The organism is Erythrobacter litoralis (assembly GCF_029760855.1).
Classification (GTDB): Bacteria; Pseudomonadota; Alphaproteobacteria; order Sphingomonadales; family Sphingomonadaceae; genus Qipengyuania; species Qipengyuania litoralis_A.
Map to the genome: position 1 here is coordinate 212,566 of NZ_SOSI01000002.1, position 21,108 is coordinate 233,673.

Consider the following 21,108-nt stretch of genomic DNA (forward strand, 5'->3'; position numbering starts at 1 on the left):
AGGTGAAGCGCTTCGCCCGTTTTTGCAAATTCAAAAGCTTAGCCGGCATCGGCAACGATCTTCGCCCATGCCGCCTCGTCGATGACTTCGATGCCCAGTTCGGCGGCCTTCTTCATCTTGCTACCCGCGCCCGGCCCGGCGACGACGAGGTCGGTCTTCGCGCTCACTGCGCTGCTCGCCTTCGCGCCGAGCCGTTCGGCCTGCGCCTTCGCCTCGTCGCGGCTCATGGTTTCGAGCTTGCCGGTGAACACCACGGTCTTCCCCGCCACCGCGCTGTCACGCGTCTCGACCTCGTAGCGGGGCGGCGAAAGTTCGGAGAGGAGATCGTCCCATACGGCGATATTGTGATCCTCGTGGAAGAAGTCGCCGAGCGCTTCGACCACCGCTCCGCCGATCCCGTCGATGGCGGTCAGTTCGTTTTCCGCACCCTCGTCGCCTGCGCGTGCGTTCTGGGCCGCTTTCCGCAGTGCCGGCATTTCGTGGAAATGCTTCATCAGATCGCGAGCCGTCACGGCGCCGACATGGCGGATGCCGAGGCCGAACAGGAGGCGCGCGGCATCGGGTGATCGCCGCGCCTCGATACTTGCCAACAGGTTATCCACAGACCGCTCCTTCCAGCCATCGAGAGCAAGGATGTCGGCCCGGCGGTCTTTCAACCGGAAGATATCGGCGGGGCTTTCGAGCCACCCCAGAGCGAAAAACAGGTCGATGGTCTTCTCGCCCAGACCGTCGATATCGAGCGCACCGCGACTGACGAAATGCTTCAGCCTTTCCGTGCGTTGCGCCGGACAGATGAGACCGCCTGTGCAGCGTACATCGACCTCGTCTTCCTCGGCAACCGCTTCGCTGCCGCATTCAGGGCAGTGGTCGGGAAACTGGAAAGGCTTGCGATCGGCCTCGGGCGTCAGGTTTTCCACAAGCTGTGGAATAACGTCGCCCGCCCGCTGAACGACCACGCGGTCGCCTGGACGAACGCCGAGCCGCGCGATCTCGTCGCGATTGTGAAGCGTGACATTCGTGACGGTGACCCCGCCGACCAGTACCGGCGCAAGCCGCCCGACAGGCGTCAACTTGCCCGTCCGCCCGACCTGAATGTCGATCGCCTCCAGCGTCGTCTCGACCCGTTCGGCGGGAAACTTGTGCGCCAATGCCCAGCGCGGCGCCTTGCCGACCGAGCCGAGCCGCTGTTGCCAGTCGAGACGGTCGACCTTGTAGACTACGCCGTCGATTTCATATGGCATGTCAGTACGTTCGGAACCGATCTTCGCATAATGCGCGAGCATGGCTTCGAGATCCGTGACTAGCACGAACTGCGGCGAAACCGGCAAGCCCCAAGCTTCAATTTGCCGCACGACCTCCTCTTGGGTTTCACCCGGAACCGCGCTCGCCGCGCCCCAGCCATGTGCCCAGAATTTCAATGGCCGCGCCGCCGTAACGCTTGGATCCTTCTGGCGAAGCGACCCTGCGGCGGCGTTGCGCGGGTTAGCGAACAGCTTTCCGCCCGCTTCCTCCTGCGCCGCGTTCAGGGCGAGAAAGTCGGCCTTGGCCATGTAGACCTCGCCGCGGATCTCGAACACGTCCGGCGCCTCGCCGTCGAGCGTTTGCGGAATGTCTGCGATGTGCGCGACGTTCGGCGTCACGTCTTCGCCGACCTGCCCGTCGCCCCGTGTTGCCGCGCGGATCAGCTTGCCCTTTTCGTAGCGCAGCGAGCAGGACAGACCGTCGATCTTGTCCTCCGCCGTTACCGCGATCGGTGCGCCCTCCTCCAGCGAAAGGAAGCGCCGCACGCGGGCAAGCCATTCGGCCACCTCCTCCTCGGCAAACGCATTGTCGAGGCTCATCATGCGAACATCGTGGCTGACCTTGCTCAGCGGCGAGGCGGCGACCTCGTGGCCGATCGCCTGGCTCGGCGAATCTGCGCGCACCAAGTGCGGAAACGCAGCTTCCAGCTTGGCATTGCGCCGCACCAGCGCGTCATATTCCTGATCGGTTATCTCCGGCGCATCGTCGGCGTGATACAACCGATTGTGGCGCGCGATTTGCTTCGCAAGCCGCATCAGTTCGTTGGCAGCTTCGGGTTCCGAAAGATCGCTCACACCCCCTCCAGCAAGCGATCCGCCTGGGCACGCGCTTCGGGCGTCACTTCGGCACCGCTCAACATTCGCGCGATTTCTTCCTGTCGATCCGCTTCGTTAAGCAAGGCGACGCTCGTTCGCGTGACGGTGCCGTCGGATGACTTCGCGATCATGTAATGCGTGCGCCCACGTGCCGCGACTTGGGGCGAGTGAGTGACGGCGAGCAATTGTCCGCTGTCCGCCAGCCGCGCGAGCCGCTCGCCGATGGCGCTGGCGACCGCGCCGCCGACGCCGCGGTCGATTTCGTCGAAGATCACGGTTGCCGCCCCGCCCTGCTCCGCCAGCGCGACCTTCAGGGCGAGGATGAAGCGCGAGAGTTCGCCGCCGCTGACAATCTTCGTAAGCGGTGCGAAGTCGGCGCCGGGATTGGTCGCGATGAGGAACTCAACCGCGTCCATGCCATGCGGACCCCAGCGCTCTTCCGGCAGTTCGGTCACCGCCGTCTTGAACCGGGCGGCATCGAGCTTGAGTGGCACGAGTTCGCGCGTCACCGCCTCGTCCAGTTTCATCGCGGCGGCGATCCGTGTGGCATGCAGCGCTTCCGCCTTCGCCCGGTAGCGCGCGCCGGTATCCTTGACCGCCCCCTCCAGCGCATCGAGTTCGGCCTCCCCGCCTTCGATGGAATCGAGGGCAGTGCGAAATTCGCGCATTTTTTCGGGGAGCTCGTCTACCTCGCAGCGATGTTTGCGGGCGAGCGCGCGCAGTTCGAACAGGCGTGTTTCCGCCGCATCCAGCGCCTGTGGATCGTGGTCGAGCGCTTCGGCGGCAGCCTGCAGCTTCTCCTCCGCCTCGCCCGCTTCGATCACTGCGCGATCGAGGGACGCCAGCGCTTCGGCAAGCAGCGGATGTTCCGGCGCGATCCGGTCGAGCCGGCGGGCGGCAACCCGCAGGCTGGCGAGCGGCGAATCCGAGCCTTCCCAGACGTGGCGCAATTCCTCAAGATCGCCCGACAGGCGTTCGCCCTTCTGCATATCGGCGCGGGTTGCGGCGAGCCGGTCCTCCTCGCCCGCCTGCGGTTCGAGTGCGGTCAATTCGGCGAGATGCGCCAGCAGCAAATCCTGATCGAGCTTCGCCTGTTCGAGCGCTTTTCTGGCTTCGGCAAGCTGCGCCTCGGCGCTGCGCCATGCGGCATGCGCCGCGGCGACCTTGCCCGTTTCCGCCCCGGCGAAACGATCGAGCAGATCGCGGTGGCCGCGCGGATTGACGAGGCCGCGATCGTCATGCTGCCCGTGAAGTTCGACGAGAAACGGCGCGAGTTCGCGCAGCAGCGCGACGCCGGCGGGCTGATCGTTGACGAAGGCCTTGCTCTTGCCGTCGGCGCGCAATTGGCGGCGGATCAGCAGCGGCTCGCCCGGTTCCAGATCGATGTCGCTATCGTCGAGCAGTTCGAGCATTGCGGGCGGCAAGGCGGCAAATTCAAAGCTGGCGGTCACGCTCGCCTTGTCCTCGCCAGCACGCACCAAGCCGCTGTCGGCCCGATTGCCCAGCACCAGCCCGAGCGCATCGAGCAGGATCGACTTGCCCGCCCCGGTTTCCCCGGTCAGCACGCCGAGCCCGCGCGCGAAATCGAGATCGAGGGCTTCGATCAACACGATATTGCGGATGGCGAGACGAGTCAGCATTGCGCGCCGAGGCTCTATACCAGCCCGGCGGGCCCGTCACCGTCCAAGCGCACCCGCCTGTGTATTAGCGCTGCGCGGTCGCCTGCGAGGGGCGCGCGTGGGTCCACCGCCATGCTTGTGTCGGATCGGACTGTGCCGCGTATTCGGGCCATTCGACCAGCGCGAAATCGTCGAGCTCGACCATGCGGGTACCGGTTTCCTGGCCATCTTCGAAGGCGAACTTGAGGATGAATCGGAACGCACGGGCGGTGCCGGGTGCTTCTTCGGGCAGTTCGAAGGGTAGCCGGATGGTCTGCCATTCCCCCTCGGATGCTGCGGCGACATCGACGGTGGCGAGTTTTTCGCCGGCGATGGACGACGATGGCGGATCGCCCTCATGGGGTCGCGGTTTGACGAGCAAGGTCACCGTCGCATTGCGCGGCACACGGATCTTCGTCTCGAGCGTGAAGCGGCGCGCGTAGATATCGCGGATGTAGCTCTTCGAATACAGATGGAAGGCCCTGTCGGCGCTTTCCGGAAGGACGAAGAGGTGCGTGTTTCCGACCTCGCCGCGAAAATCCGTAGCCGCGCCGCGCGCCGCCCAGAATCGGTCCCGCGCATAACCGGCAAGTGCATTCTCGAAATCGCCACGGGGTACGAGATTGCGGCCGTATTCGAGCGCGCCACCGACACAGGCCGGACTTAACGATGCGAGGCGGAACGGCTGCGGCGGCGCGCAGGCAGGATCGGCGGCGCGTTTGCCTTTGCGCCAGACCGCAGCGTGCCCGCCGCTCTGATGCAAGGTCGTGCCCATCTCCGCCGATAACCAGTACAGGCGGCGCAGCACCGCCTCGCGCATGCCGCCCGTTGCAGGGACAGGGCGATAATCGAGCATCTGGATCGGCACGACCTCGGCGCGCAGGAAGCGGCCCTTCTCCAGCCAGACCTTCAGCCCGTATGTCACGTGGGTGTGGGGATGTTCCTGATCGAACAGGAAGTTGCCGAGCGAGTGCGCGATCAAACCGCCGCGATAAAGCTCCAGCCCGTGCGTGACATGAGGATGGTGTCCCACCACCAGCGGCGACCCCTTCTCGATCGCGCGTCGATAGCGCGGAAGGGACATTTCGCTCGGCCGGTCGGCATATTCCAAGTTGCCGTGGAACTGCATGATCGGGATGAAGCCCGCGCGACGCTCGCGCACCGTCACATCTTCGACCACGCTGGCGAGGCCCCATGCGGCACCCGCCTTGGTTTCGGTCGCGGTCTGGTTGGGCTCCCAAGTGCCACGCCAGCCGACGAAGCCATAAACGCCGATCTTCTGCCCGCCGAGATCGAAGCGCGATGCGCGTTCGGCTTCCGCCTTGTCCATTCCCGCACCCGACCAGGCGACCCCCGCCGCATCGAGCGCATCGAAGGTCGTGCGCAAACCTGCGGCGCGATAATCGGCGGTATGGTTGTTGCCCAGCGAAACGTGGTCGATGCCTGCGCGGGCCAGTGCCATCGGCAGTTCGGGCGGCGAGAAAAACAGGTATTTCTTCGGCGCCGGTGGCCCGGGCTGCTCCGCCGCCACGACGGATTCGAGGTTTATCGAGGCAAGGTCGCTATGTGCGAAATACGGGCGGATCGCGGTAAACAGACGGTCGAGATCGCGATCGAGCGTCACGCGGTCGAGCACGGCCTGCTCGCCTTCGTCCGCTTCGAAGAAACGCCGCCCGGCCATGCTGTCCCCGCCGAAGAACAGCTCGATCCGGCCCTTCTTGCGCGCTACCAGTTCGATCGGCGGGACCTTGAGGCAGGCGCATTCCGCATCGTAGGTTTCGCCGTTCCCGAAGGTTTGCATCGTGGGAAAGATCGCGGGCCCGCCGATCTCGACGAAATAATACCGCGCGATCGGGACTTCGGCACGATAGCCGGCTTCGCCTACTCGCTCGGCTCTATGGCCGTTGATCGCGACTTCGATGGTGGCGGTATTGATACGATCATGCGAGCCATCCAGACTGCCGGTGATATGAACCGTATCTTCGATAGCATGCACAGTCGCAGGATGCGCGAAGAGCGCTGCGAAACACGCACAAAAAAACAGCAGAACCCGACCGGACATCGTCCGGCGCACTACCGCAATTTTACCTAGATGCGGTTAACGCCCCCGCCCTGCGGATTTGTCAGCTCGCGGTCACGCCGCTCGCGTGATCCTCGACGAGGCCGTATGCCTTCTCGTACCATTCCGTGCCCGGATAGTTCGCGCCGAGAACCGCCGCGTATTTCACCGCTTCTTCTGGGATGCCGAGCGCAAGGCTGGTTTCGGTGAGGCGGTACAGCGCTTCGGGCGCGTGGCTCGTCGTCTGGTAATTGTCGACCACGTTCTGGAAGCGGATCTGCGCGGCGATCCAACGACCGGAACGTTCGTAATAGCGGCCGATCTCCATTTCCTTGCCGGCGAGATGATCCTGCACGAGATCGATCTTCAGCGAGGCATCCGACGCGTATTCGGTATTGGGGAAGCGGCGAACGACTTCGCGCAACGCGGTCAGCGCCTGTTCCGTAACCTTCTGGTCGCGCTGCACGTCGCTGATCTGCTCGTAATAGGACAGTCCGATCAGATAGAATGCGTAAGGCGCATCCTTATTGCCCGGATGGATCGAGAGAAACCGCTGTGCCGCCTGGATCGACTGGTTGTAATCCGCCGCCACGTAATAGCTGAACGCGCTCATCAACTGCGCACGACGAGCCCAGGGCGAATAAGGATGCTGGCGCTCTACTTCGTCGAACAATGCCGCGGCGAGCGCGGGCTGGTTCCGATCGAGCCGGGCCTTCGCTTCGCTGTACAGCGTCTCCACGTCGCGGGCGACATAGGCCGTATCGCGCGGACGGCTGTTTCCGCCGCCGCATGCCGCGAGCATGGTGGTGGCGGCAAGCGTGGCGAAAGCGATGGACCGGACGGTGCGCGAATGTGTCTTCATAGGCGCCAGCCTATAGCCAGCCGCCCGCTGAACGCCAAGTGAAGTTGTCCCCCGCCAATTCTGCCGCGTCAGGCGTTGCGGAGCGGCGAATCCTCGTCGGGCGGCGCGACCTCGTACACCATGCTGGAGGGCGCATCCCACTGCAGGTGATGGCTCTGGAGCATGACCAGATTGTTGAACCGTACCACCTCGCCCTTGCTGCGATAACCGAGCAATTGTTCGGCAGGCGTATCGGGATTGACCGTCAGCACCCGCAGCTCTTCCGATGTAAAGTCGCTCAATCCGCGTGCGAGTTCGGTCCCGGCCTGGTCGTAGATGTGCAACACGTCGCCGCGCGTGAAATCGCCGTCCATCGAGACGATCTGGCTGCGGGTGATCGGCCGATCGTCCGCCCCGAGCATTTTCGCGGCCTCGTCGCTGATAACGAGGCTTCCTGCCATTTGCAGGCGATTTGCGATCCAGCTGTCCCACCCCGAAAGCGGGTTGGGATTGGCAAGAACCTTCGTCGAGCGGCGCTCTCCGGAAAGAACGGTGGAGAGCGGACGATCGACTTCGCCTTGCGCGATCCAGGTTACGACGCCGGCTTCCTGCGCCATGTTCGCCGCCTGCAGCTTGGTCGCCATGCCGCCCGTGCCGAGCGTGCTCTTGCCTTTGGTCGCATCCATATACAGGCCGACATCCTCGACCTCGGGTACGAATTGCGCTTCGGGATCGTCGGGATTGCGGTCGTACAGTCCATCGACGCCAGTGAGGATGATGAGGTCGCTCGCGCCGACCATCTGCGCAACCTTCGCGGCAAGGCGGTCGTTATCGCCCACGCGGATTTGTTCGGTCGTGATGGAGTCGTTCTCGTTCACGATCGGCACGACACCGGCTTCGAGCAGGCGATGCACGGTGTTGCGCGTGTTCAGGAAGCGGCGGTGATCTTCGAAATCGCCGAGCGTCAGCAGGATTTGCGCGATTTCGAAGCCGTATTCATGACCGACCTGCTTATAGGCATTGAGTAGCAACGGCATCCCGCACGCAGCAGCGGCCTGTTTGTCACTGACCCCGGCGGTTTCGGGCGTTTCGCCGACGATCTTGAGGCCCAGCGCAACCGACCCGGACGAGCACAGGATCACGCTCCATCCATCCGCCCGCAGCCTGGCGACATCTTCCAGCAATCGCTGGAGAAATCCGAACCGGGGGGTCAGCAAATCCTGGTTGGCCAGCAAGGCCGAACCGATCTTGATTACGATGCTTCTTTTATCCGTCACTAGGCATTCAACCTGTCAGCTTGAAATTTTTCGTCTGGTGAGGTATAAGAATATTACACGCTCGAACAAGGCGGGGCATTGGTATTCACTCGGTGCCGCCGCTTTCTCGATCAGCGATCAAGCAATTTGTGGCGCATCGCGCAAGGGCCGAGACGAACCCGGCGATGAATTACCGCGCTTTCGGAACCGCAACCATCGGCTCCGACTTTCCTATTTGCTTAGCCACCGTTTCCACGCCCGGTCGAGGTTCCTCGCGAACCTCCCGCGCTAATCTTGAAGGACCGTTATGAACGACCAGACCCTCGATCCGCAAATCCATATCCACGAACTGGGCAGTCGTGCCCGCGCCGCCTCGCGCAAGCTGCTGACGGCGTCGACCGACCAGAAGAACATGGCGCTTCGCGAAGCGGCCAAGGCGCTGCGTTCGCGAATGAGCGAACTGCTCGATGCGAATGGCGAGGATGTTGCCGGTGTCGAGGGCTCGAAGCCCGAAAGTTTCGTCGACCGGCTGCGCCTCACCGAGGACCGCGTCGAAGGCATGGCGAGCGCGCTGAAGGAAATCGCCGAACTGCCCGATCCCGTGGGCCGCGAGCTTGCGACCTTCGATCGCCCCAACGGCCTCAAGATCGAGCGGGTGGCGGTGCCTATCGGCGTCATCGGCATGATCTACGAATCGCGTCCGAATGTGGGCGCGGACGCTTCCGCCCTGTGCCTCAAATCGGGCAATGCCGTAATCCTGCGCGGTGGCAGCGAAAGCCGCCACTCGACGCGCGTGATCGTCGAATGCATGCAGGCAGGGCTCGACGCCGCAGGACTGCCCAAGGATGCCGTGCAAACCGTCGGCACCACCGACCGCGCTGCCGTCGCCGCGCTGCTGAAGGCCGATGAGTTCGTCGACCTCGTCATTCCGCGCGGAGGGCGCGGCCTCGTCGAGCTGGTACGCGACCAGGCCAGCGTGCCCACCCTGTTGCACCTCGATGGCAATTGCCACTCCTACATTCACGAAGCCGCCGATATCGACAAGGCCGTCCAGGTTGTGCGCAACGCCAAGCTGCGCCGCACCGGCATTTGCGGCGCGACCGAGAGCATCGTGATCGACCGCGCCATCGCCGAAACCGCCGTCCCCAAAATCGCCGACGCCATGAGCGGTGACTGCGAATTGCGCGGCGACGCAGAAGCGGTGAAGATCGACGATCGGCTGAAGCCCGCGAACGACGACGACTGGGACACAGAATATCTCGACCAGATCGCCAGCGTGAAGATCGTCGATGGCCTCGACGAAGGCATCGCCTGGGTCGATGAGCATTCCAGCCACCATACCGACGCCATCATGACCGAAGACGACGAGGCCGCACGCAAGTTCCTCATGGCGATCGACAGCGCCGTGGTGATGCACAACGCTTCCACGCAGTTCTCCGACGGCGGCGAATTCGGCATGGGCGCCGAGATCGGCATCGCCACCGGCAAGATGCATGCCCGCGGTCCTGTCGGGCTCGAACAACTGTGCAGCTTCAAATACCTCGTCCACGGCAACGGTCAGGTCCGCGCCTGATTAACCTTTTTCGGAACGATTTATTTCTGCCACGTTTTTGCCATGAACCGCCGGTTCTTTCGGAAGCCCCTCTCGGGCGACCGGATCGAGTAGATAACTGAAGGTAATCGACTTATGAAATTCGCATTTGCCAGCCTCGCTGCTGCCTCCGCCCTTGCGCTCACCGCCTGCGGAAGCACCGAAGAAGCCGAGCCGATGGCCGACGACACCGCCGCCATGGACACCGGCATGACCGATCCGATGGCCGGCGCCGGCCAGGTCACCGTCACCATCAATGGTGTGCAGCCGGGCGATGCGCCCCTGCTCGTCGCGCTGCAGGGCGAGGATAACTTCCTCCAGTCCGCCGGTGCCTATACCCAGTCGGTCGACGCCAGCGGCGAAACCGTCACCGCCACCTTCGACGGCGTGACGCCGGGCAGCTATGTCGCTGCCGTGGTGCATGACGCGAACAGCGATGGCTCGATCAACATCGGCGAAACCGGCCCGGACGAGCCGTGGGGCATCAGCGGTTCGCCGCAGACCGGCGGCGCGCCCGAGTTCCAGCCCGCCATGTTCGAAGTGACCGACACGGGCGGCCAGGCCACCGTCACGCTCAACTACGACATGTAAGCGAGCGCACAACGCACAATCAGGGCCGCGGGGGACGATCTCTCCCGCGGCCCTTTTCGTATCTGCCGCAACCCCTCCCCTCCTATTCCGCTTTCCTACCTTCGCGCAGCGATGGCATGCCCCCGCGCCCCGCCGCCCCGGCCCGAGGAAAGCCCGCATGCCCGATACCGATCCCGACACCCAGACCGACCCCCGCCCCGCCCTCACCGATTTCGCCCCCGTCCCGCGCCAGCGCATGCGTCGCGGCGGGTGGAGCGCCCAGCGCCAGCGCCGCTTCATCGAACTGCTCGCCGAAACCGGCAGCGTGCGCGCCGCCTGCCGCCGCATGGGCGTGGGCGAGCACCATATCTACAAGCTGCGCCGCCACCCCGAGGCCGACGGCTTTCGCAAGGCATGGGAAGCCGCGCTCGATTGCGGCATCGCCCGGATCGAGGACGTCGCCATGGACCGCGCGCTCAACGGCGTGGAGGAGCCCGTCTATCACCGCGGCGAGCTGGTCGGCACGCGCCGCGTCTACAACGACCGGCTGCTCATGTTCCTCCTGCGCAACCGCGCGGCCGATCGCTTCGGCGAATGGCGCAACGCCGCCGCCCCCGGCCCGGGCAGTACGAAGGACCGCGCGGCGCTGGAAAAGCAGTGGCACAGGGAATGGGAAGCCGCCCGCAATGCCCGCGCTGGCGAGGACGAGGACGCCGTGATCGCCAGCATCGATGCGAAGCTCGCCGACATGCACGCGCGCTCTCTCAACGCCATGAGCCCCCGCACCCGCGCCGCCTACGACGAATACAAGCGCTGCGAGCAGGAGGACAAGGACACTGGCTACCTGTGCTGGGACGACCCGGACCACGAAGCCTATACAGACCGCCACGCCCCGTTCGACGACGAGGACGATGGCACCCCGATCCCCCTACCCCCACCCGAATGGCGCAAACGCGAGGTGGAGGAGAGCGAGGCGGAGAACCCGCGCTGGCGGCGGGTCAAGGATGAGGGGTGGGAGTGAAGCCCCGCGAATAGCGCAGGCGTTTGTAAAGCAAACCGCAGGCTTGGTGCGAAAAGCTGTAACGCCGGCCGGCGGGTCTGCGCAGCGGAACCCGATCGACGTTACGTGACGCATGGAACGATTGCGCCAGCAATCGCGGAACGGCGCGTGACGGCGTTCCCGCTCGACTATATGCGGAGCAAAACCTTTGCTTTTTCACTCCATTACTCAATAGCTGGCTCATGGAGGGCATATGAGCCGGCAGCTTATCAATGAATATCGCAGCGATCTCGATCGCATCGTAAAGGTTGGCGGCAGCCTGAACGAAGGCTCCGTGCGCGATGCCTTCCAAGGCCTGCTGAAAAGCTGGGGCCGTTCCAGAGACCTCACTTACCTTTCCGAACACAAGATGACCGGCAGCGGCGGCAATATCTGGGTTGATGGCGCGCTGGTTTACGATATCCGCGTTCCTTTCGGTTATTGGGAAGCAAAAGACAGCCGCGACGATCTCGAAGATGAAATCCGTAAGAAGGAAGCCAAGGGCTATCCAAAAACGAATATCATTTACGAAGATACGCGGCGCGCGATCCTGATACAGGACGGCAAGCGCGCTGCCGAAGCGGACATGACCGAGACCGAGGAGCTATACACGCTTCTCACCCGCTTCTTCGCCTACGAGCAGGAAGCGATCCGCGACTTCCGCAAGGCCATCGCCAAGTTCGCCGAAGACCTGCCCGCCATCCTCGACGCGCTGCGCGAACGCATTCGCGACAAGCGCGAGGCCAGCCCCGACTTCGCCAAGGCCGAGGAGGCCTTCCTCAAACAGGTCAAGGAAACGATCAATCCCGCGCTGGAGCGGGCCGACGTCACCGAGATGCTGATCCAGCACATCCTGACCGAGGACATCTTCAACCGCGTGTTCGACATGCGCGATTACCACCGCGACAACAACATCGCGAAGCAACTCTATGCGCTGGACGAGAAGTTATTCGAATATGGCGACCGGCGCTCGCTGCTACAGGCGCTGCGGCCATATTACACCGGAATCGAGGAAACCGCGCACCTGATCCAGAGCCATTCGGAAAAGCAGAACTTCCTGAAATCGCTCTACGAGAATTTCTACAAGGTCTACAATCCCAAGGCCGCCGACCGTTTGGGTGTGGTCTACACGCCGGGAGAAATAGTCCGCTTCATGATCCGCAGCGCGGATTGGCTGTGCGAAAAGCACTTCGGCAAGAACCTCGTCGATCAGGGCGTCGAAATCCTCGACCCGGCGACGGGCACAGGGACCTATATCGTCGAGCTGCTCGAATATTTCCGCGGCCAGCCGAACAAGCTGCGGCACAAATACAAGGAGGAACTGCACGCCAACGAAGTGGCGATCCTGCCCTATTACGTCGCCAACCTGAACATCGAAGCGACCTATCAGGCGATCACCGGTCAGTTCGCCGAGTTCGAGGGGCTATGCCTTGTCGATACGCTGGACAATGTTGATGGGCTGGGCATCCATTCGGGCCACCAGTTCGACATGCTGGGCGCGCTGAGCGACGAGAATATCGAGCGCGTAAAACGGCAGAACCGGCGGAAGATCAGCGTGATTATCGGCAATCCGCCTTACAATGCGAACCAGCGGAACGAGAACGACAACAACAAGAATCGCGAATATCCGCATATCGATAACCGGATAAAGCGGACCTACATCAAGGAGAGCACGGCGCAGAAGACCAAGCTCTACGATATGTATTCGCGTTTTTATCGCTGGGCGAGTGACCGGCTGGGCGATGAGGGAATAATTGCGTTCATCACTAACCGTAGCTTTATCGAGAGCCGGACCTTTGATGGGTTTCGCAAGGTGGTGGCCGCAAACTTTGACGACATTCGGATTGTTGATTTGGGCGGTGATGTGCGGGTCAACCCCAAGCTATCCGGTCCCACCCATAACGTCTTTGCGATACAAACCGGTGTTGCAATCATGTTCCTTGTTCGGAGCAAGTCCAAAGGTCGGCCTCGGATAAAGTATGTTCGGCGGCCAGAGGAAGAGCACGCAGAAGATAAACTCTCTTGGCTTGGCAAGAACCTCATCGACGAACTCGATACTCAAACGATCAAACCCAATGACAAAGGCACTTGGCTTAACCAGATTGAACCCAGCGAATGGGACGACTTTCTGCCGATCGCAGACAAGGTAGCAAAGTCTGCCGAAGGGAAGCGCGGAGACCGCGCTATTTTTAAGTTGTTTTCGCTTGGTGTCAAAACGAACCGCGACGACTGGGCAGTCTCTCGTTCCTTACAGTTCCTTGAGGCGGTGTACCATTATCACCTTAAGGAATACCGCAATTTGGTCCAAGATCTGCCTCAAGGTAAATTGGACTACCGGCAAATCGATTTCAATGATCGGATCAAGTGGACAAGAAAGACCCGTAAGCTGGCAGCAGCGAGAACGGAGCTGGAGGCCACACCAAATCCGGTCTCGTCACTTTATCGACCTTTTGACAACGAACTGACAAATTATCTTTGGCAGTTCAACGAGGATCACTACCAACTCGCTCGCATTGAGCGTGATAATTCTTTCCCACGCTCCATTTTGATCAGCGGCCAACCTGCGTCGAAGCCCTTTCAGGCTCTGGCGATTCAGAAGTTGTGGCATCACGATACACTCGAAAAAGCGACCGGGCTATCTCGTTACCGCTACACAAAGTCGGGCGAGCGCACCGACAACATTAGCGACTGGGCGCTCAACAAGTTTACCAAACACTATGGCAAGAAGGCAGGCGTCACAAAGGACGCGATCTTCGCCTATTGCTATGCCGTCCTGCACGATCCAGTCTATCGCGCAAAATACGCGCTGAACCTCAAGCGCGAGTTCCCGCGTATCCCATTCTACCCTGACTTCGCGCAATGGGTGCAGTGGGGCGAGACGCTGCTGGGCCTGCATATCGATTACGAGGAGGTCGAGCCGTATTCGCTGGAGCGGGTCGATACGCCCAACCCCAAGCGCGCCGAGGGTTCGCATCCAAAGCCCAAGCTCAAATCCGTGATTGCTGATGGGGCCGACACCGGCAGCGTGGTGGTGGACGAGGATACGCAAATCACCGGCATCCCGGCGGGCGCGTGGGACTATCGCCTTGGCAATCGCAGCGCGATCGACTGGGTGCTGGACCAGCACAAGGAAAAGAAACCGCGCGATCCCACCATCCGCGAGAAGTTCAACACCTATCGCTTCGCCGATTACAAGGAGAGCATGATCGAACTGCTCGCCAAGGTCGTGCGGGTGAGCGTCGAGACGAATGCGATCACCGATGCGATGGCGGCATTGGATAGGAGCGATTGGGACCGCTAGAGCTAGCGCCGCCACGCGCCGTTTGCGTCACGTGACGTCGAACGGGTTCCGCTACGCGGCCCCGCCGGCCGATGCTCGCGATGCGCTGGCGCGCACCGACTTCTAACTTGTCGCTTGGCTAGCCAAGCTCCGGCGTTAGGCGCCCTTGCTCGCTACTCCTCCCCCATCCGAAGAGCAGCGATAAACGCCTCCTGCGGAATGCTCACGTTCCCATACTCGCGCATGCGGGCCTTGCCCTTCTTCTGCTTCTCGAGCAACTTCTTCTTGCGCGTGATGTCACCGCCGTAGCATTTGGCGGTAACGTCCTTGCGCAGCGCGGCGATCGTCTCGCGGGCGATGATCTTCCCGCCGATCGCGGCCTGTATGGGAATCTTGAAAAGATGCCGCGGAATCAAGTCCTTAAGTCGCTCGCACATGCCGCGGCCGCGCTCTTCCGCCACGCTGCGATGGACGATCAGCGAGAGCGCGTCGACCGGCTCGTTGTTGACGAGAATGTTCATCTTCACGAGATCGCCTTCGCGTAGTCCGATCTGCTCGTAATCGAAACTGGCATAGCCGCGGCTGATGCTTTTCAACCGGTCGTAGAAGTCGAACACCACTTCGTTCAGCGGCAACTCGTAACTCACCTGCGCCCGCCCGCCGACATAGGTAAGATCGGTCTGGATCCCGCGCCGATCCTGGCACAGCTTGAGGATCGCGCCGAGATATTCGTCGGGCGCGTAAATCACCGCCTTGATCCACGGCTCCTCCACCGTGTCGATCCGGTTCACGTCCGGCCAATCGGCAGGATTGTGAACATCGATCGTCTTTGCGTCCTCGGTCTTCGTATGGCCGAGATGGACGCGATAGACGACGCTCGGCGCCGTTGTGATGAGGTCGAGATCGTATTCGCGGCTCAGGCGTTCTTGAATGATCTCAAGATGCAGCAGCCCGAGGAAGCCGGCGCGGAAGCCGAAGCCAAGCGCGGCCGAGCTTTCCATCTCAAACGTGAAGCTGGCATCATTGAGCCGCAGCTTGCCGATGCTTTCGCGCAGCTTCTCGAAATCGGCGGCGTCGACCGGAAACAGGCCGCAGAACACCACCGGCTGCACTTCCTTGTAGCCTTTGAGCGGAGCGGCGGCGCCGTTCTTGACCGTCGTGATCGTATCGCCGACCTTGGCTTGTTCGACCTCCTTGATCTGCGCGGTGATGAAACCGATCTCGCCCGGTCCGAGTTCGGGCAAGTCGGTGCGCTTGGGCGTGAAGCAGCCGACGCGGTCCACCAGATGCTGCGTGCCGCCCTGCATGAATTTTACGTTGAGCCCCTTTGTAAGCACCCCGTCCATCACACGCACCAAAATGACGACGCCGAGATACGGATCGTACCAGCTATCGACCAGCATCGCCTTCAACGGCGCGTCGCGGTCGCCAGTCGGCGCGGGAATGCGGGCGACGAGCGCTTCCAGAGTATCCTCGATCCCGATGCCGGATTTGGCGCTCGTCAGCACCGCGTCGCTAGCATCCAGTCCGATGATGTCCTCGATCTCCGCCTTTACCTTTTCGGGTTCGGCAGCAGGAAGGTCGATCTTGTTGATAACAGGAACGATCTCGTGATCGTGCTCAATCGACTGGTAGACGTTGGCCAGCGTCTGCGCTTCCACACCTTGTGCCGCATCGACGACAAGCAGTGCGCCCTCGCAAGCGGCGAGGCTGCGGCTGACTTCGTAGGCGAAGTCGACATGGCCTGGCGTGTCCATGAGGTTCAACTCATAGGTCTCACCGTCCTTCGCGGTAAAATTCAAGCGCACGGTCTGCGCCTTGATCGTGATGCCGCGCTCCTTCTCGATGTCCATGTTATCGAGCACCTGCTCGGACATCTCTCGATCGGTCAGGCCGCCGCAGACTTGGATCAGCCGGTCCGCCAAAGTGGACTTACCGTGATCGATATGGGCGATGATGGAGAAATTGCGGATCTTGGAAAGGTCGGTCATTGCGCGCGCCATGTAGCGCCGCCGCCCGCCCCTGTCAGCCGCTTTCGCGCGTCAGCTCGCCTGCGGTCCACCGCCTTGCGCCGGTGCGTTGGCGGAGAGTTTGAACTGCGCGAAACCGCCCGCAGGTGAGACGCCGAGAACCCGGCCCGAGCTTCCGCCCGGCAAAGCCTGCAGCGGAACACCTGCCGACGCCAATTCATAAGGCGAAACCCGGTGGCGGGTACACAACCCCCCTGCACCATCGTCGACCAGCTCGCTTTCGAACTCGAGGCCCTGCGTATCGTCCATCGAACGTTTTACCGTACAAACGGCAAGCTGCCCGCCGCCGAAGTCCAGAACGAAGTTCGTTCCGGTCGGCACATCCTCCAAGCCCTGGATCATTGCGCCTGTGCGCGAAAGGTTGCGCAAGGTGACTTCGTAATAATAGTCCTCGTGAATGAGGCCGACCCGCCTGAAAACAGTGCGCCGATTGGCCCGCTGGCTGCCTGCTTCACTCGGTGCGATGTGCCAGTCGCCGCTCGCAATTTCCTGATCGACCGCTTCTCCGGGCAAAGCCTCGGCAAAAACGAAGCCTTGGACCTGATCGATACCGATGTCCTTCAACTCGCGCATCAAGGCCATCGCGTGAACGCCGCTTGCCGCCGTCTCCATGCCCATTGCATCCGCAAGCGCAACGACGGCACGGACCATTTCCATGTCCCCAAGCTCGTTGCCCAGCATCGGTTCGAAGAAATTCGCGCCGATCTTCAAAGTGTTGAGCGGTGCCCGGCGCAGATAGCTGATCGACGACAGACCCGTACCGAAACGATCGAGAGTCAACCGCACACCCAGCTTAAACAACGCCGCGAGAACCTTTTCGACTTTCGCCGCATCCCCGAGCAGCACTGTCTCGGGCAATTGCAATTCGAGTCGCGCCGGATCTATGCCGCTTTCTTCAAGCGCGGACTCGATCAGTTCCGCAAAGCCGATCGCCTCGAACTGAACGGGGCTGACGGTCATTACCAAACGGAGTGCGTCGGGCCACCGTTTCGCATCTTCGAGCGCTTTGCGAAGACCCCACTCTCCAACCGGAATGATCAGGCGGCTTCCCTCGGCAATGGGCAGGAACGTCTCGGCCGGAACCCGGCCGCGTTCGTCGTCCTGCCAACAGAATTGCGCTTCTAAGGCGACAACGCGGTTCGAGGCCAATTCGACCACTGGCTGGTATTCGAGCGTGAAGTGACCTTCCTCGATCGCTTGTGCGAGGTCGTCCTCCATTCGCTTTCGCAGGTTTGCCTCGTGCTCGAGGTCGGCAGCGTAAAAGCGGAACTGACCGCGTCCGCCATTCTTGGATGCGTAAAGCGCCAAGTCCGCCGCCCGGCAAAGGTCGTCTCGCTCTATGCCGTCATAGGGCGCGATTGCGATCCCGACCGAACATCCGATAGTCGCACGACCTTCCTCGACCGAATAGGGCTGGGAAAGCATCGCAATGATCTTCTTCGCGATTTCCCCGAGCTCGCCGCGATCGTCCATGTCCGGAATGAGGACCTGGAATTCGTCGCCGCCGAGCCGGGCGATTTCGCCCCTGCCTGCCAAGGCCCCCCGAAGACGTTCGGCGACCTGCTGTAGAAGCTGGTCGCCCGCCGCGTGGCCGAGCGTGTCGTTGACCTGTTTGAACCGGTCGAGATCGAGCATCATCAATGCCGCCGAACGTTCTGCATTGCGAAAGGCGTGCAGCGTGGCATCGATGCGCTGTTCCATCCGGTGCCGGTTGGAAAGGCCCGTCAGCGAATCGTATTTCGCGAGGCGATTGGCTTCTTCCTCACTGCGGAATTCTTCGGTGATGTCGGCGGCGCTGCCACGAAAGCCGAGAAATTCGCCTTCCGCATCGAAAGCTGGACGGCCCGATAGCCTGAGTACGAGATCGATCCCCCGCGCTTCCAGTTTGACGACGACCCCGGTGAAGCTTTTACGAGTGCCGAGCTTGAGACCCAGCGACCGGGACTCGCTGTCGTCGGCGAGCGGTACAAACACCTTTTGAACAGGCTGTCCGGCGAGGCGCGCAGCATTGTCGCCTAACTCGTTTTCAATAGCAGGGCTTAGATATTTCAAACCGCCCGAGGCGTCGCTTGCCCAGAAGGAGATGACACCCGTTTCCTCGAGCTGCTCCACGATAGACAGCTTGTCGGCTGCGGCAAAGGCGGAAAGGCGGCTTCCGTCACCTCCGTCTGCAGCCTTGCGGCCCTTGAACAGTTCCGAGAAGGGCATTGCCCCCATCCCCGCTTCAATCCTTCCCGGCAGCTTCTTGCCTTTGCAAAGGCTTAGGGTCGAATGGTTAGTTTGGAGTTAAAACTTGCCCGTACCGGGCCGCTCAACGCGGTGGGTGCGGATCGACCTGCATGAACCTGCGGGGCGATTGTCCGGCCGAATTGCCCGCAATCAAGCTGTAGGCATCTTGCGGCAGGGCCGAAAGCGGCTTCCCCGCAGCTTCGATTTCGTACGGGGACACCCGATGCCGGGTGCAGAAACCTTCAGCCCCGTCGCTGATGAGGGGTATTTCGAATTCAAGTCCCTGAGAGTGCGCGAACGAGCGGCGTACGGTCGCTACCGCCAACTGCCCTCCACCGAGATCGAGCACAACGTCGGTACCAAGCGGAACGTCCAGCAAACCCTCGATCATCGCGCCGGTTTTCGAGATGTTGCGAAGGACTACGCGGTAACGATGATCCTCGTGGATCAAGCCCACCCGGCGGAATACGGTCTTGCGTTCGGCACGATATTTTGCCGGGCCGCGGGGTTCGTATTCGAGATCGCCGCGCGCCAGTCGCTCGAGTACCTCGTCATGGGCAATAGCGCGGGAGAAGATATAACCCTGAACGCTGCTGGCGCCGCGATTTTTGACGAGTTGCAATTCGTCGTGCGTTTCGACGCCCTCGGCGACCGTTTCCATGTCGAGCGCTTCGGCAAGACCGACGATCGCACTCATGATCGCAGCGTTGTTGTTGCCCTCTTCGGTCGCACCGCGAACGAAGCTCTGGTCGATCTTGATCTTGTCGAACGGCGCCGTGCGCAGGTAGCTCAAGGACGAGTAACCCGTACCGAAATCGTCGAGCGCGAGGCGGATACCGAGGTTTTTCAACTCCTCGAACATGCGCTGGGTTCGACCATTGTCACCCATGAACACGCTTTCGGTAATTTCGAGCTCCAGACGCCGCGGATCGAGCCCAGATGCCTGTAAGGCGCGCTGGACGACCTGCGGAAAGTCGTCATGGGCGAATTGCACCGCAGACACATTGACGGCGACGCGTAACTCCAGCGGCCATTCCTGCGCCTGTCGGCAGACCTCGTGTAGCGCCCAATCGCCGATCTGCTTAATGATGCCGATGTCCTCGGCCACTGGAATGAACTGGCTTGGAGGAACGTTGCCTCGCTCCGGGTGATCCCAACGCATGAGCGCTTCGAGCGCCTTCAATTTGTGCGTTTTCGCATCGATGATCGGCTGGTAGAACATGCGCAGCTCGTCCTTGACGAGGGCGTCGCGCAAATCCTCCTCGGTCTGACGGCGAAGCTTCGCGCCGTCCTTCAGGTCGCTGGAATAGAACCGGTATTGCCCTCGCCCTCCGCCCTTGGCGGCATAAAGAGCGAGGTCGGCAGCTTTGATCAGCTCGTCAGTGTCGAGCCCGTCATAGGGCGCGATGGCCATCCCGACCGAAGTGCCGATGATTGCCCGCGATCCGTTGATCGAATAGGGCTGCGAAATCATCTGAATTAGGCGGGAGCCGATATCGCCCAATTGCCCACGGTCGTCGATATCGGGCAGCATGATGAGGAATTCGTCCCCGCCGAGCCGGCTGATTTCTCCCTTATTGCCGATGATACGATCGAGCCGCGCGGCGACCTGCTTCAACAACTCGTCGCCCGCAGGATGGCCGAGCGTGTCGTTCACCTGCTTGAAACGGTCGAGATCGAGCATCATCAAGGCACAGGTGCGCTTTGAATTGCGATAAGCTTTCAACGTCGAGGTAAGGCGTTTCGTGATGCGGTGGCGATTGGCCAATCCGGTCAGCGAGTCGTATTGTGCGAGCCGCTCGGCGTCGCGTTGGGTTTCGCGAGTGGCAGTGATATCCTTCGCGCTGCCGCGATACCCAGCGAATTCTCCTTTCGCATCGAATTCCGGCTTCCCGGCAATTTCCCACCAGATTTCCTCGCGCGTTCCCGCCAGCTTCACCGGAAGCTGCGTGATCGAATTGCGTGCGCTGAGGAGGAAGGCCAGCGGCCGCTCGGGCCGGTCCGGATCGTCAGATTGTTCTGCCATAAAGAGATCGCCGAGCGGCTTGCCCAAGACCTCATCGACATTCCAGCCGAGCTTTTCGGGCGCGGTATCGGACAGATAGATAAGCCGGCCCAAACTATCGGTCGCCCAGAACCACCCGAGCCCGGCCTTCTCGAAACTGTCGAGCAGTTCGACCCGGCGCATATGGTCCGACTGCCCGATCGGAGAGAATGCAGCAGGATCGCTCTCGCTGCTATTCTTCACCGCACGCAGACCGCGGGAGAAAAATCCGGCCATATTCGCGTTCTGTCCCTTTCCAAAAGCCCAGCAAGGGTCCTTCCTTCATCGCGGGATAAGCGCGACAGCTTACCAAACCGCTAACCATTGGAGAGCGCGCGGGCGGCAACGCCCTTGCCCCGGCGGGGTCTGCGCTGCATCATGATGTCCTAACGAA

12 protein-coding genes are annotated in these 21,108 nt (G+C 61.8%); 4 read left to right on the forward strand and 8 right to left on the reverse strand.

Going from position 1 to position 21,108, the window contains the following annotated elements; translation table 11 throughout:
- Nucleotides 1-38: 38 nt before the first annotated feature.
- The 5 genes from ligA to proB form a co-directional block, all read right to left on the reverse strand.
- Nucleotides 39-2,057, reverse strand: coding sequence for an NAD-dependent DNA ligase LigA (gene ligA, locus E3U23_RS03940; protein ID WP_431732662.1), 2,019 nt, complete (start codon nt 2,055-2,057; stop codon nt 39-41).
- A gap of 35 nt (nt 2,058-2,092) precedes the next feature.
- A complete protein-coding gene (gene recN / locus E3U23_RS03945) occupies nt 2,093-3,757 on the reverse strand; it encodes a DNA repair protein RecN (protein ID WP_279349902.1) in 1,665 nt (554 codons plus the stop codon).
- Nucleotides 3,758-3,821: 64 nt separating this feature from the next.
- Nucleotides 3,822-5,771, reverse strand: a complete 1,950-nt coding sequence (locus E3U23_RS03950) for a CapA family protein (protein WP_279349903.1) — start codon at nt 5,769-5,771, stop codon at nt 3,822-3,824.
- 127 nt (nt 5,772-5,898) lie between these two features.
- Nucleotides 5,899-6,696, reverse strand: a complete 798-nt coding sequence (locus E3U23_RS03955) for an outer membrane protein assembly factor BamD (RefSeq protein ID WP_279349904.1) — start codon at nt 6,694-6,696, stop codon at nt 5,899-5,901.
- Between the two features lie 68 nt (nt 6,697-6,764).
- Complete coding sequence (proB, locus tag E3U23_RS03960) at nt 6,765-7,952, reverse strand: glutamate 5-kinase (RefSeq protein WP_279349905.1); 1,188 nt, start codon at nt 7,950-7,952, stop codon at nt 6,765-6,767.
- Between the two features lie 286 nt (nt 7,953-8,238).
- Between proB and E3U23_RS03965 the strand changes: the two genes are divergently transcribed.
- From E3U23_RS03965 to E3U23_RS03980, 4 genes are all read left to right on the forward strand, one after another.
- On the forward strand, nt 8,239-9,504 hold the full coding sequence (locus E3U23_RS03965) for a glutamate-5-semialdehyde dehydrogenase (RefSeq protein ID WP_279349906.1): 1,266 nt from the start codon (nt 8,239-8,241) through the stop codon (nt 9,502-9,504).
- A gap of 114 nt (nt 9,505-9,618) precedes the next feature.
- Nucleotides 9,619-10,113, forward strand: a complete 495-nt coding sequence (locus E3U23_RS03970; RefSeq protein WP_279349907.1) for a DUF2141 domain-containing protein — start codon at nt 9,619-9,621, stop codon at nt 10,111-10,113.
- Between the two features lie 157 nt (nt 10,114-10,270).
- A complete protein-coding gene (locus tag E3U23_RS03975; RefSeq protein WP_279349908.1) occupies nt 10,271-11,113 on the forward strand; it encodes a hypothetical protein in 843 nt (280 codons plus the stop codon).
- A 232-nt stretch (nt 11,114-11,345) separates the two neighbouring features.
- Nucleotides 11,346-14,432: a type ISP restriction/modification enzyme gene (locus E3U23_RS03980; RefSeq protein WP_279349909.1), complete on the forward strand. Its 3,087-nt coding sequence runs from the start codon at nt 11,346-11,348 to the stop codon at nt 14,430-14,432.
- Between the two features lie 152 nt (nt 14,433-14,584).
- Here E3U23_RS03980 and lepA read toward each other — a convergent pair whose 3' ends face one another.
- The 3 genes from lepA to E3U23_RS03995 form a co-directional block, all read right to left on the reverse strand.
- Nucleotides 14,585-16,402 (reverse strand): translation elongation factor 4, encoded by a 1,818-nt coding sequence (gene lepA, locus E3U23_RS03985; RefSeq protein ID WP_279349910.1) that lies wholly within the window; start codon nt 16,400-16,402, stop codon nt 14,585-14,587.
- 51 nt (nt 16,403-16,453) lie between these two features.
- Nucleotides 16,454-18,649 carry a putative bifunctional diguanylate cyclase/phosphodiesterase gene (locus E3U23_RS03990; RefSeq protein WP_279349911.1) on the reverse strand — a complete coding sequence of 732 codons (2,196 nt, stop codon included), beginning with the start codon at nt 18,647-18,649 and terminating at the stop codon, nt 16,454-16,456.
- A 103-nt stretch (nt 18,650-18,752) separates the two neighbouring features.
- On the reverse strand, nt 18,753-20,951 hold the full coding sequence (locus tag E3U23_RS03995) for a putative bifunctional diguanylate cyclase/phosphodiesterase (protein ID WP_279349912.1): 2,199 nt from the start codon (nt 20,949-20,951) through the stop codon (nt 18,753-18,755).
- Nucleotides 20,952-21,108 lie beyond the last annotated feature (157 nt).